The following is a 12,642-nucleotide window of genomic DNA, read 5'->3' on the forward strand; positions in this document are numbered from 1 at the left end:
GCAAACCCCACACCCGGCGAACCGTCATTTGGCCTTCTGAAAGCAGTTAGTAAGCTTGCGAATTTTATAGTTGATCCACTGATCTGCGTGATCAGTAAATCCAACTAAAAATATCTGGAGACAAAAATGAAAAAGTCGCTTTTAGCGCTGGCTGTCCTTGGGACCATGGGATCTGTAAATGCGGCATACGCGCAATCCAATGTCACTATTTATGGCTTGATCGATGCCACCATCAGCACCGTCAATCACGCCGACAGCAACGGCGATCGCCTGACCAGCATCCCGGTCGCCTGGTTCAGCGGCAACCGCATCGGCTTCCGCGGCGCGGAAGATTTGGGCAGCGGCCTCAAAGCCATTTTCAAACTGGAAGCCGAATTCGTAGTAGGCACCGGCGAAATGGATACACCGGGCGTACTGTTTAACCGCGACGCATGGGTTGGCTTGCAAGACAACACTTTCGGCCAGATCACATTGGGCCGCCAAAACACGCTGGCGCGCGATTTTTCGCAGGTCTACGGCGATGCGTACGGCTCCAAGCTCGGATTGGAAGAAGGCGGCTACACCAACAACAACAATTTCAAGCAACTGATTTTCTACTCGGGCAGCGCTACCGGCACTCGCTATGACAATGGCCTGGTCTGGAAGAAAGTGTTCAGCAACGGCATAGTGGCCGGCCTCGGTTACCAGTTCGGCGAAACTGCCGGCGCATTCTCCCGCAACACCACTAAATCGGCGGCCATCGGCTACAACGGATCGAATTTTGTGGTTTCCGGTTTCGTCAACGAAGCAGATGTCGGCAACGGCATCTCCAACAGCACCGAAAAGCACAAGTCCTACTCGCTGGGTGGCAGCTACATTTTCGATCTGGTGCGTTTGAACGCCGGCTACTTCCATTACACGGCAGAGCAAGGTGCTCTCGGCCAGCGTAAGGACAATGCGTACACCGTATCGGCCAAGTTCACGCCACAAGGTTCGTTCGATTATGAAATCGGTTACCAGGTGATGAAGGCTGACAACGCTGCTTACAACGCAGCCGGCACCAGCACACTGAGCGCCTACGCTGACGCCAGCGCCTCGACCGCGACCGGTAGCGGCAACAAGAAAACTCTGTACGGTTCGACCTTCTACCATCTGTCGAAACGTACTGAACTGTATGTCGCCGCCGACTATATGAAACTTAGCGACGGCTATCGCGTCGGTTCCGCCAACGGTTTCAAGAACCAGACTGAATTTGCGCTAGGCATGCGTACCCGCTTCTAATCCCTCACGGTTCTTCCTCTCAGATCATTGAGAGGAAGGCAGCAAGCGAAGCTGGCATTGACCCCGGTCCATGCCAGCTTTTTCATTTCCGACCAGAAATGATCGGCTTATGCGGCCTCAGTAACAGCTAAGTCTCCGCAACTATTCTGTAATACGACGGTCTCAACCCCGCTCATCTGCGCCCCGCCTTACAGCTATCCACGCAGCAAACTCACTGTCATTCAAATATCGGAAATCGATGGAAGAACTCAATCAAACCCTGTTCCTGCTGATCAACGCAAATAAAAACGCCACCCCCAATCCGATCCTGCTCGACGCAGCCCTCGTCTGCGCCGAACTGCTGATCTTCCTGATTCCGATTTCGTTGCTGCTGAGCTGGCTGCGCGGCGGCGAACAGACCCGCAAGCTGATGCTGGAAGCGGTGGTTGCAGGCGTCGTCGGTTTATCGATCAGCCTGGTCATCGGCATGCTGTGGAATCATCCAAGGCCGTTTGTAATCGGCCTCGGTAGCAATTTGCTGGCGCACTCTCCCGATTCGTCATTCCCCAGCGATCACCTGACTTTACAATGGTCGGTCGCCTTCAGTTTCCTGTTGCATCAACGCTTGCGCAAGATCGGCCTGGTGCTGAGCCTGCTTGGACTGCCGATGGCATGGGCGCGCATTTATCTCGGTGTCCATTTTCCACTCGACATGGTCGGTGCGGCGCTGGTCGCCATCATCAGCGCACGGTTGAGCCATCGCTGTGCATCGTGGCTAATCGGCCCCTTGTTTCGATGCGTGTCGCGCATCCATGGCTTTGTATTTGCACCATTGATCCGGCGCGGCTGGATGACGAAATAGCGCCCACTCCATTGCGTAGGACGGTAACGACGATCAAACTACGCCCTGCTCCCGCAGCAGCGCGATCTGCTCAGGATTGCGGCCGATGGATGCCAGCACTACATCCGTATGCTGTCCCAGTTCCGGCCCGACCCAATTGGTCTGTCCCGGCGTCACCGAAAGTTTCGGCACGATGCCTGGCAAGTCGATAGGCTGCCCATCCGGCAACACATGCTGCTGGATCATGTCGCGCGCGCGGAAATGCGGGTCCTGGTGGATATCGGCGGCAGTATAGACTTTGCTACTCGGTACCTCGGCTTGCTCCAGCACCTGCAGCACGTGCTCCAGATCGTGTTGCGACGTCCACTCGGCAATTGCAGCGTCGATCATGTCATTGTTCTGCGCCCGGCCATCGTTGCGCGCCAGGCTCGGATCTTCAGCCAGGTCACTGCGGCCAATGGCATGCATCAGACGCTTGAAGATGCTGTCGCCGTTACCGGCGATGATCACGTAGTGCTCGCCGTTCGCATCACTGCGGCAAGGGTATGTACTGGACGGCGAAATGCCGGGAAAACTGGCGCCTGTGCGCTCGCGCACGAAACCAAACTCGGCGTATTCGGGAATCAGGCTTTCCATCACCCCGAACACCGCTTCATACAAGGCGATGTCGATGAACTGTCCTTTGCCGCCATTTGCCTTGAGATGATGCATCGCCAGCAGCGCACCGATCACGCCATACAGCGACGCCAGCGTATCGCCGATGCTGACGCCGACGCGCACCGGCGGCCGGTCTGGATAGCCGGCCAGGTTGCGCAGGCCGCCCATCGATTCAGCGATCGCTGCAAAACCGGGACGCGCATGATACGGGCCATCCTGTCCATAACCCGAGACCCGGACCATGATCAGGTTCGGATTGATTTTCGATAACTCATCCCAGCCCAGCCCCCAACCTTCGAGTGTGCCTGGACGAAAATTCTCGATCACGATATCGGCATCCTTGACCAGGTCGCGTACGATTTGCTGGCCTTGCGCCGACTTCAGGTTCAGTGTCACCGACTTCTTGTTGCGACTCTGCGAGTACCACCATAGCGAGGTGCCGTTATGCAGCTTGCGCCACTTACGCAAAGGATCGCCGTCTCCCGGCGATTCGATCTTGATCACTTCAGCGCCGAACTGGCCCAGCAGGCTGGCGGCGTAAGGTCCGGCAATCAGGGTGCCGAGTTCGATTACCTTGACACCTTGGAGAGAGGATTGCTGATTGACGGGGACGTTGTTCATTTTCCTGATGGTTTAAAATGTGGATAGAAAGACAGGTGCCAGCCGCGCGCAGATAGCTGCCGTGGCGCAACAGCAACAATCGGCTGCAACCTCGTCGGCTCGCTTCCGAGCACTCTCGCCCCGCCGCGAGGCAATGTGAACAATTCTACAGAATTGCCAACATTTGCAACCAGAAGTAACTCCTTTTGGCGGATATTATGGTGGGGATTATGATTAAATCACTGATAAATGTGTAGGACATATCATGAAGAAACTTGCTCTATTGGTATTGGCCGCTGCAGGGTTGATGGCAACCAGTTCCGCTAGCTTTGCCTATGGCTACGGCTATTATGGGCATGGCGGTTTTTATGGTCCGCGCGTCGGCATCACCATCGGCGGACCGCTGTATTGGGGCCCTCCGCCAGTGTATTATGCGCCGCCGCCGGTGTATTACGCGCCGCCAGTCTACGTAGCTCCCGAACCGCAGACCTATATTGAAAAAGCACCTGACTATGCATACTACTGCCCTAGTCCGGCTGGCTACTACCCACAAATTCCACGCTGCCCGAAGGGCTGGATGAGGGTAGCACCGAACGATTCCCAACCTAGATAAGCATAAGGCGGTGTGTGATGATTAACGGAACAACCAAGGTAATCGCGGCTTCAATGGCCGTGCTGCTGTCCGGCTGCGTTACCGCGCCGACAGGACCAAATGTCATGGCGCTGCCTGGCGCCGGTAAAAGCTATGAACAGTTCCGCAATGATGAGGCAGACTGCCAACGTGCCGCCCAAGACCGTATAGGGCCATACGCGCCGCAGGCCGCTGCCGATAATGCCGTAGGCACTGCCGCAGCCGGGACGGTGATTGGTGCCGCAGCCGGCGCCTTGATCGGCGCAGCAACCGGACGCGCCGGTGCGGGTGCCGCTATCGGTGGCGGCGTTGGTTTGCTGGCCGGCAGCTCGGTCGCCGGCGACTCGGCATCGCGCAGCAGCTATGGCATGCAGCGCCAGTACAACAACGTGTACACGCAATGCATGTACGCCAAGGGCAATCAGGTTCCGGTCTCCGGCGGCTACGCCAACAATCGCCGCCAGTATGCCCCACCGCAGTATGCGCCGGCGCCACAATATTCGACGCCGCCTGATTACTACCCGCCGCAACCACGCGGCAATTACGGTCCACCACCGGATTACGCACCTTACTGATCACGGAAAATCAAACAAAAAGCCTGAATACACGAAAGTGATTCAGGCTTTTTTACGTCAGGACGGGACACAGATCACCCCCGAACAGAACTCACATCACAGGCAGTTCTCGAAAAACCCGGCCAGGTATCTTTTGGCCGGGATTCCCTGCGTGGAATTCCTCCCGTCCCAACTTTCTTGCCTATCCCCTTGCAGGCAAGCGCAACGTTACTTCCAGGCCGCCCTCGGGATGATTGTGCAGTTCGAGCACAGCTCGGTGATTCTCTGCGATGTTGCGGGCGATGGTCAGTCCCAGACCTGTGCCGCCGGTGTCGCGCGAGCGGGATGTCTCAAGTCTGAAGAACGGATCGAATACCACTTCCAGCTGATCTGCCGGAATTCCCATCCCGCCATCGCGAATCGTAATGACGATATCGCTGCCGTCGCGCGCCACCTTCAGACGGGCGTAACGTCCGTATTTGATCGCATTGTCGACCAGATTGGTCAGACAGCGCCGCAACGTATTTGGCTGCGCCATGATCGAGGCGCGGGTGCTGCCTTCCAGCGTCACATCCTGCCTCGCATCGACCGCATCGGCGCAAACACTGTCGAGCAGCGAATCGATGTCCAGCATTTGCATCACTTCCGCGGAATCCATGCTGCGCGCCAGATCCAACCCCTCGCGCACCATGCTTTGCATGACCGCCAGGTCCTCCAGTAATTTATGGCGCAACTCGCCGTCGCTGACTTTTTCCAGACGCAGGCGCAGACGGGTCAACGGCGTTTGCAAATCGTGAGTAATCGCCGCCAGCATGTGGGTGCGATGCTGTATCTGGCGCTTGATGCGCGCTTGCATGGCGTTGAAGGCGGCGGCAGCCTGTCGCACCTCGGTGGGCCCGGTTTCATCCAGTGGCGGCCGGTCGATATCGCTCCCCAGGCTGCCGGCCGCATTGGCAAGATGCTGGATCGGCCGCGCCGTCATTTTGGCCACAATGAATGCCAGAATGCCGATCAGCAGCAGGAACAAGGCGAAATACGGAGACAGGAAAGGCATGCCTGGAGGCCGTCCAGGAGGGCTGCCCGGGTCGCGCATCATCCGCAACTTGACCTTGAGCAAAGCGCCATCCTTGAGACTCACGTAGACCACCTGGCATTCGTCGATGCGACGGAATTCGGGCCCACGGCGATCACGCAATTTACAGTCGGTCTGCTTCGCTACGGTCACGCGGCGGTCCCCGCCGAGCCGGGTTTTCAACAGTGTAGTCAGTGTTGGATTGTCGTCGACTGCATGTTCGGTGTCCTTGACCAGACTCGCTTCAAGGCCGAAATTTTCGCCCGTGCGCAATACAAGCGCGCGCATTTCAGGGCCAACGTTATCGATTGAGTAGACGATTTGCTCAACCCGCTCGGCAATCCGGAATTCATACAACTCCTTGAATGCCTTGCGCTTCTCATTATCGGCCAGCCAGCTGGTAGTGCCGGCGGCGACCAGGATCCCCGCCAGCAAAATCAGGAACACCCGGTTCGCAACCGAGCCAAGAAAATTTCTCACGGACGGCATTCCTTTTCTACTTCCGCCGCGCAGCCGACAACAGAATGGATTGATACAGTCGGCGCATCATGACTCGACTGTCACCGTGGTCGCCAGCACATAGCCCTCATTGCGCACGGTCTTGATGATCACCGGCGTGCGCGCATCGTCGCCTAGCTTCTGGCGCAGGCGGCTGATCTGGATATCGACCGAGCGGTCGAATGGATCGGATTCGCGGCCCTGCGTCAATTCGAGCAACTGGTCGCGATTGAGCACGCGATTAGGATGATCCAGAAATACCTTGAGAATGCGGTATTCTGCCCCCGACAAAGCCACCACCAGTCCTTCGTTGTTGACCAGATGGCGCGCGATGAGGTCCAGTGTCCAGCGTCCAAACTGGATTTGCTGCGCCTCTGGCGACGCCATGTTCGGCGGCAGCGCCTGGGTGCGGCGCAGTACGCTGCGAATCCGCGCAAACAATTCGCGCGGCTCGAACGGCTTGGACAGGTAATCGTCGGCGCCCATTTCGAGGCCGAGAATGCGGTCCAACGGTTCGCCGCGCGCCGTCAGCATGATCACCGGGATATTCGAATCGGCACGCAGGTTGCGGCACAGCGTCAGGCCATCTTCGCCGGGCAATGTCAGATCCAGAACGATCAAATCAACCCGCGCTTCCGACAGCACTTTGCGCATGTCGTTGCCATTGGTCGCGATCAAGGTGCGAAAGCCGTTGGCGTCCAGGTATTCCGCCAACAAGGTGCGGATTTCGTGATCATCGTCGACCACCAGTATGTGAGCAGCAGTTTCCATATGCGTAATTATCCTAGTAACTGCAGTTAAGCCGAACATGCTCCAATAGTACGGCCAAACGAAAAACATCGATATACATGAGATGAATGACGAACTATCCCATGTTAACAATTCCAGCCCCGTCAGGTAACAACATCGCTCCCCGTTGAGATTTCCTGGATTATGACAATTCAGCGCCAGAAAAACGATAGTAATTTGTATATTGGCATATCTGCCACGCGAATGGACACTTTGCGATACAAAGCAAACTCCTCGCCATACACATGGATACAAAGCCGGGGCACCATGAAAAATCGCCGACACACCTCTGCGGTTGAATAGGAATTGTGCGGATTGCACTCAAATTCATGGAAGGATTTCATTATGTTCACGCTTCGCAAACAAATATTGATCGGCGTTACAGCACTGAGTTTTGCTGCCATGGGCGTGACTGCCTACGCACAACAGGCTGACGGTCCTGTCGGCCGCCATGCGCCGACACCGGAACAGCAAGCCAAATTCGCCGCCAATATGGCAAAACGCCAGGCAAAATTGCATGACGATCTGAAGATCACACCAGACCAGGAAGCGGCATGGCAGACGTTCCTGGGCAAGATCAAGCCGGTCCGTCCAGAAGGTGCGCCACCACGTCCGAACAAGGAAGAATGGGCCAAGCAGACCGCTCCAGAGCGCCTGGATCACCAGATGGAATTCCTGAAACGCGCTGAAGCCCGCCTGGCCGAGCACACCGCGGCCGTCAAGGAATTCTATGCAGTTCTGACACCGACACAGCAAAAGACCTTTGACGAGCACTTCAACAAAATGATGAAACATCGCTTCGGTCATCGTGGCTTTCATCAAGGCGGACCGGAAGGCCGTCCATAATTGAAACAAGGAGGATTCCCCTTGGGCAGGCTAAGCGCCAGCCAGATTGAAGGTCACAGAAGCAGCATATCGCGTTGTGCCGGTTCCGGCACAAACAAAGGCGCTTCTGTGACCTCGCCGTTTACCACACAAGTCGATCCAGCCCGCATTGCCGTCCGCCACGTCAGCGACTACACTGCTGCGTTAGCACTCTTTCATTAAATTGAAACAATTTCCAATAAATACACACGGCGGTAAAATTTACTCGCTAAACTCGTGTCTTTAAATTCCGTCTGCTGAGCGCCGGTTTTCAGCAGAATTACGCATTGCATCTGACCCCATTCTGACTGACCTCCTGCCTGCGATGACTACTACACCCACTCCAAAAGCCGATCAACATCCCCCGCTGCAAAGCCGGACCGCCACACTGCAAAATCAACATCAGGGCGGATTCATTCGCGGCTGGATGTGGCTGATAGTGGTTGTTGTACTGGCGCTGGCCGCTTACCTGATCTGGGGACGTAGCCACCAATCCGCCGACGCGACGGCGGCCAAATCGGGGCAAGCGGCCGGAGGCGGCGGCAAAGGCGGCAAGCGCGGCGCATTTGCCGGCGCCGGTGGGCCACTGCCGGTCGGTGTGGCGGCCGCAAAAACCGGCGACATCAACATCTATCTGTCGGGCCTCGGCAGCGTTACTCCTGAAGCCACCGCGATCGTCAAAAGCCAGGTTAGTGGCACATTGATGAAACTGCATTTCAAGGAAGGGCAGATCGTCAAGGCTGGCGATTTGCTGGCAGAACTGGATCCACGGCCCTATCAGGTGTTGGTGAAGGAAGCAGAGGGCCAGTTGATCAAGGACACCGCCCTGCTGAAGGCAGCGCAAATCGATTTGCAGCGCTATCGCACGCTGTTGGCGCAAGATTCCATCGCCAGCCAGCAGGTGGATACCCAGGCGGCGCTGGTCAAGCAATACGAAGGCACCGTCCGATCCGATGAAGGCACACTCGACAACGCTCGCCTGCAACTGACTTATTCCCGGATCACCGCACCGATCAGCGGCCGCCTTGGCCTGCGCCAGGTAGACCTCGGCAATCTGGTGCAGACCAGCGATACGAACGGCATCGTCGTCATTACCCAGCTGCAGCCGATTACGACCGTTTTCAGCATCCCGGAAGACAATATTCCAAGCGTGATGAAGCAGATCCAGGCGGGCAAGAAGCTGCCAACCGATGTCTGGGACCGCGATCAGCGCAACAAACTGGACAGCGGCAGCCTGCTGACCATCGACAACCAAGTTGACAGCACCACCGGCACGGTCAAGCTGAAAGCGGAAACGCCGAATGCCAACTATGCCTTGTTCCCGAATCAGTTCGTGAATGCGCGCCTGCTGCTCGATACACTCCGCAACGCCACCGTCATCCCCAATGCTGCGATCCAGCGCGGCTCCAGCGGCAATTTCGTGTACGTGGTCAAACCCGACCATACCGTCACCATCCGTCAAGTGACAGCCGGTCCGGTCGAAGGTGAATCGACAGCGATCAACAACGGCATCGCCGTCGGCGAAACAGTCGTCATCGACGGTATCGACAAGCTCAAGGAAGGCGCCAAAGTAGAGCCTATCGCACGTGACGGCTCCGTAGCTGCAGCTACTGCCGCAGGCGGCGCTGCGGCAGGCGCCCATAAAGGTGGCCACCGCCATCGGCAAGATGCCAGCGCCGATGCAGCCGCCAGCAGCGCGCCAGCCAGCGCCGCCAATCGCAACGGTCAATAACCGGTTTTGAAGAACGCATGAATCCCTCACGTCAGTTTATTCTTCGGCCGGTTGCCACCTCACTGCTGATGTTGGCCATTTTTCTGGCCGGTATCGTCGCGTACAAACAATTGCCGCTCTCGGCGCTGCCGGAAGTCGATTACCCGACTATCCAGGTAGTCACGCTCTACCCGGGAGCTAGCCCGGATGTCATGACCTCCTCGGTCACCGCGCCGCTGGAACGCCAGTTTGGCCAGATGCCGGGGCTCAACCAGATGTCGTCGACCAGTTCCGGCGGCGCCTCGGTCATTACGCTGCAATTCAGCCTGGACCTGAGCCTGGATATCGCCGAGCAGGAAGTGCAAGCGGCGATCAACGCCGGCAGCAACCTGCTGCCGTCCGACCTGCCGACACCGCCGATCTATAACAAGGTCAATCCGGCCGACACCCCTATCCTGTCGCTGGCGATCACTTCCAAGACGCTGCCGTTGCCGAAGGTGCAGGATCTGATCGACACCCGCCTGGCGCAAAAAATTTCGCAGGTGCCGGGCGTCGGCCTGGTCAGCCTGTCGGGCGGCCAGCGCCCTGCCGTGCGGCTGCAGATCAATCCGCGCGCCGTCGCCGCGCTGGGGCTGAATCTTGACGATATCCGCACCGCCATCGGCAACGCCAACGTCAACCAGGCCAAGGGCAGTTTCGACGGCCCCGCGCGCGCCTCGACCATCGACGCCAACGACCAGCTACGCTCGGCCGACGAATACCGCAACCTGATCATCGCCTATAAGAGCGGTGCGCCGATCCGCGTCTCCGATATCGCCGACGTTGTCGACGATGCCGAAAACGTCCGGCTGGCAGCCTGGGCCAACCAGTCACCGGCAATCATCCTGAATATCCAGCGCCAGCCCGGCGCCAACGTCATCGGCGTGGTCGACAACATCAAGAAGATCCTGCCGCAGCTACAAGACACCTTGCCCGGCGCCATCGATGTCCAGATCCTGACCGACCGCACCACTACCATCCGCGCCTCGGTGTCGGACGTGCAGTTCGAACTGCTGCTGTCGATCGCGCTGGTGGTGATGGTGATTTTCCTGTTCCTGCGCAGCGTCCCTGCCACCATCATTCCCAGCGTGGCAGTGCCGCTGTCGCTGATAGGCACCTTCGGCGTCATGTACCTGACCGGTTTTTCGGTCAACAACCTGACCCTGATGGCGCTCACCATCGCTACCGGCTTCGTGGTCGACGATGCGATCGTCATGATCGAGAATATCTCGCGCTATATCGAAGAAGGCATGAAGCCTTTGCAGGCAGCCCTGAAAGGCGCCGAGCAGATCGGCTTCACCATCATTTCCCTGACTTTCTCGCTGATCGCCGTGTTGATTCCGCTGCTGTTCATGGGCGACGTGGTGGGACGCCTGTTCCGCGAATTCGCCATCACGCTGGCAGTGGCGATCCTGATTTCGGCCGTAATTTCGCTGACCCTGACGCCGATGATGTGCGCCAAGCTGCTGCATCACATCCCGGAAGAAAAGCAAAGCTGGTTCTACCGCAAGAGCGGTGCGTTTTTCGACAACATCATCGCCCGCTACGGCGTCGCCCTGCAATGGGTATTGCGCCATCAGTTCTCCACCCTGATCGTCGCCATCGGCACGCTGGTACTGACCGTAGTACTGTATATCTTCATCCCGAAAGGCTTTTTCCCGGTGCAGGACACCGGCGTCATCCAGGGCATTTCGGAAGCCAGCCAGTCAGTCTCCTTTGCCGCCATGGCGGAACGGCAACAGGCGCTGGCCGCCGTGGTGCTGAAGGATCCCGCAGTGGAAAGTCTGTCTTCCTTCATCGGCATCGATGGCACCAACGCCACCCTCAACAGCGGCCGCATGCTGATCAACCTGAAGCCGCGCGAACAGCGCAACATGAGCGCCAGCGACATCATCCGCCGCCTGCAGCCGGAGCTGGACCGCCAGGTCGGCGGCATCACGCTGTACATGCAGCCGGTACAGGACTTGACCATCGAAGACAGCGTCAGCCGCACCCAGTATCAGTTCAGCGTCGAGGACGCCAATCCCGCCGAGCTCAGCATCTGGGTGCCCAAGCTGATCGAGCGCCTGCGCCAGATCCCGCAGTTGGCCGATATCGCCAGCAACCAGCAGGATCTCGGCTTGCAAGCCTATATCGCGATCGACCGCGACGCTGCCTCGCGTCTCGGCATCACTACCGCGGCGATCGACAACGCCTTGTATAACGCCTTCGGCCAGCGCCTGATCTCGACCATCTACACCCAGTCCAACCAGTACCGGGTGGTGATGGAAGTCAAGCCGGAATTCCAGAAGGGTCCGACAGCGCTGAACAGCATCTATCTGGTGGCCGGCAACGGCAACCAGGTGCCTTTGTCCAGCATCGCCACCATCGAAGAGCGCACCTCGCCGCTGGTGGTCAACCATATCGGCCAGTTCCCCGCCACCACGATCTCCTTCAATCTGGCGGCAGGCGCCTCGCTTGGCGACGCCGTCAAGGCGATCCATGCGGCGGAGCTGGATATCGGCATGCCGGACAGTATCCAGACCCAGTTCCAAGGCGCGGCGCTGGCGTTCCAGGCATCGCTCAGCAACACGCTGATGCTGATCCTGGCGGCCATCGTCACCATGTACATCGTGCTCGGCGTGCTGTATGAAAGCTATATCCATCCGATCACCATCCTGTCGACGCTGCCGTCGGCCGGCGTCGGCGCTCTGCTGTCGCTGATGATCGCCGGCAGCGATCTTGGCATCATCGGTATCATCGGGATTATCCTGCTGATCGGTATCGTCAAGAAAAACGCCATCATGATGATCGACTTTGCCCTGGACGCCGAGCGCAACGAGGGCAAGAGCCCGCGCGATGCGATCTACCAGGCTTGCCTGCTGCGTTTCCGGCCTATCCTGATGACCACCATGGCGGCCTTGCTGGGCGCCTTGCCGCTGATGCTGGGCACCGGCGTCGGCTCGGAACTGCGGCAACCACTGGGGATCACCATGGTCGGCGGGTTGCTGGTATCGCAAGTGCTGACCCTGTTCACCACGCCAGTGATCTACCTGGCCTTCGACAACCTGGCGCGCCGCATGCGCGAACGCTTCGGCAGCAAGGATGCCGACAGCGACGACGACCATAACGACGACGCGGTAGCGGAGCCGGTTAAGCCGTGATCAC

The 12,642-nt window shown here is 58.1% G+C and carries 10 protein-coding genes; 7 read left to right on the forward strand and 3 right to left on the reverse strand.

Annotated elements, in window-relative coordinates; genetic code table 11:
- The first annotated feature begins 126 nt into the window (after positions 1 to 126).
- Together CAter10_RS15345 and CAter10_RS15350 are read left to right on the forward strand one after the other, a co-directional pair.
- Complete coding sequence (locus CAter10_RS15345) at positions 127 to 1,260, forward strand: porin (protein WP_061534091.1); 1,134 nt, start codon at positions 127 to 129, stop codon at positions 1,258 to 1,260.
- A gap of 238 nt (positions 1,261 to 1,498) precedes the next feature.
- Positions 1,499 to 2,101: an undecaprenyl-diphosphatase gene (locus CAter10_RS15350; RefSeq protein WP_061534092.1), complete on the forward strand. Its 603-nt coding sequence runs from the start codon at positions 1,499 to 1,501 to the stop codon at positions 2,099 to 2,101.
- A gap of 33 nt (positions 2,102 to 2,134) precedes the next feature.
- Here the strand turns inward: CAter10_RS15350 and CAter10_RS15355 are convergent, their stop codons facing one another.
- Positions 2,135 to 3,358, reverse strand: coding sequence for a CaiB/BaiF CoA transferase family protein (locus tag CAter10_RS15355; protein WP_061534093.1), 1,224 nt, complete (start codon positions 3,356 to 3,358; stop codon positions 2,135 to 2,137).
- Between the two features lie 244 nt (positions 3,359 to 3,602).
- Here CAter10_RS15355 and CAter10_RS15360 point away from each other — a divergent pair, with 244 nt between their 5' ends.
- Both CAter10_RS15360 and CAter10_RS15365 read left to right on the forward strand, forming a co-directional pair.
- Entirely contained in the window at positions 3,603 to 3,950 is a 348-nt protein-coding gene (locus CAter10_RS15360; protein WP_061534094.1) for a hypothetical protein, read from the forward strand.
- Between the two features lie 17 nt (positions 3,951 to 3,967).
- Positions 3,968 to 4,543, forward strand: a complete 576-nt coding sequence (locus CAter10_RS15365) for a glycine zipper family protein (protein ID WP_061534095.1) — start codon at positions 3,968 to 3,970, stop codon at positions 4,541 to 4,543.
- Between the two features lie 181 nt (positions 4,544 to 4,724).
- Here CAter10_RS15365 and CAter10_RS15370 read toward each other — a convergent pair whose 3' ends face one another.
- Positions 4,725 to 6,074, reverse strand: a complete 1,350-nt coding sequence (locus CAter10_RS15370; RefSeq protein WP_128083096.1) for an ATP-binding protein — start codon at positions 6,072 to 6,074, stop codon at positions 4,725 to 4,727.
- Between the two features lie 66 nt (positions 6,075 to 6,140).
- Positions 6,141 to 6,863: a response regulator gene (locus tag CAter10_RS15375; protein WP_061534097.1), complete on the reverse strand. Its 723-nt coding sequence runs from the start codon at positions 6,861 to 6,863 to the stop codon at positions 6,141 to 6,143.
- A gap of 363 nt (positions 6,864 to 7,226) precedes the next feature.
- On the opposite strand from CAter10_RS15375, the gene CAter10_RS15380 reads away from it, so the two are divergent.
- From CAter10_RS15380 to CAter10_RS15390, 3 genes are all read left to right on the forward strand, one after another.
- The gene (locus tag CAter10_RS15380) at positions 7,227 to 7,727 is read left to right on the forward strand and encodes a Spy/CpxP family protein refolding chaperone (RefSeq protein ID WP_061534098.1); all 501 of its coding nucleotides are present in this window, start codon (positions 7,227 to 7,229) and stop codon (positions 7,725 to 7,727) included.
- Positions 7,728 to 8,070: 343 nt separating this feature from the next.
- A complete protein-coding gene (locus CAter10_RS15385) occupies positions 8,071 to 9,477 on the forward strand; it encodes an MdtA/MuxA family multidrug efflux RND transporter periplasmic adaptor subunit (protein ID WP_061534099.1) in 1,407 nt (468 codons plus the stop codon).
- A 17-nt stretch (positions 9,478 to 9,494) separates the two neighbouring features.
- The gene (locus tag CAter10_RS15390) at positions 9,495 to 12,638 is read left to right on the forward strand and encodes an MdtB/MuxB family multidrug efflux RND transporter permease subunit (protein WP_061534100.1); all 3,144 of its coding nucleotides are present in this window, start codon (positions 9,495 to 9,497) and stop codon (positions 12,636 to 12,638) included.
- Positions 12,639 to 12,642: the final 4 nt, after the last annotated feature.

It is taken from the genome of Collimonas arenae, assembly GCF_001584165.1.
GTDB classification, from domain to species: Bacteria; Pseudomonadota; Gammaproteobacteria; order Burkholderiales; family Burkholderiaceae_D; genus Collimonas; species Collimonas arenae.

Coding starts and splice junctions, on each gene's coding strand:
- CAter10_RS15365 (WP_061534095.1), top strand. CDS start 3,968: ATGATTAACGGAACAACCAAGGTAATCGCGGCTTCAATGGCCGTGCTG.
- CAter10_RS15355 (WP_061534093.1), bottom strand. CDS start 3,358: ATGAACAACGTCCCCGTCAATCAGCAATCCTCTCTCCAAGGTGTCAAG.
- CAter10_RS15385 (WP_061534099.1), top strand. CDS start 8,071: ATGACTACTACACCCACTCCAAAAGCCGATCAACATCCCCCGCTGCAA.
- CAter10_RS15390 (WP_061534100.1), top strand. CDS start 9,495: ATGAATCCCTCACGTCAGTTTATTCTTCGGCCGGTTGCCACCTCACTG.
- CAter10_RS15360 (WP_061534094.1), top strand. CDS start 3,603: ATGAAGAAACTTGCTCTATTGGTATTGGCCGCTGCAGGGTTGATGGCA.
- CAter10_RS15380 (WP_061534098.1), top strand. CDS start 7,227: ATGTTCACGCTTCGCAAACAAATATTGATCGGCGTTACAGCACTGAGT.
- CAter10_RS15350 (WP_061534092.1), top strand. CDS start 1,499: ATGGAAGAACTCAATCAAACCCTGTTCCTGCTGATCAACGCAAATAAA.
- CAter10_RS15375 (WP_061534097.1), bottom strand. CDS start 6,863: ATGGAAACTGCTGCTCACATACTGGTGGTCGACGATGATCACGAAATC.
- CAter10_RS15345 (WP_061534091.1), top strand. CDS start 127: ATGAAAAAGTCGCTTTTAGCGCTGGCTGTCCTTGGGACCATGGGATCT.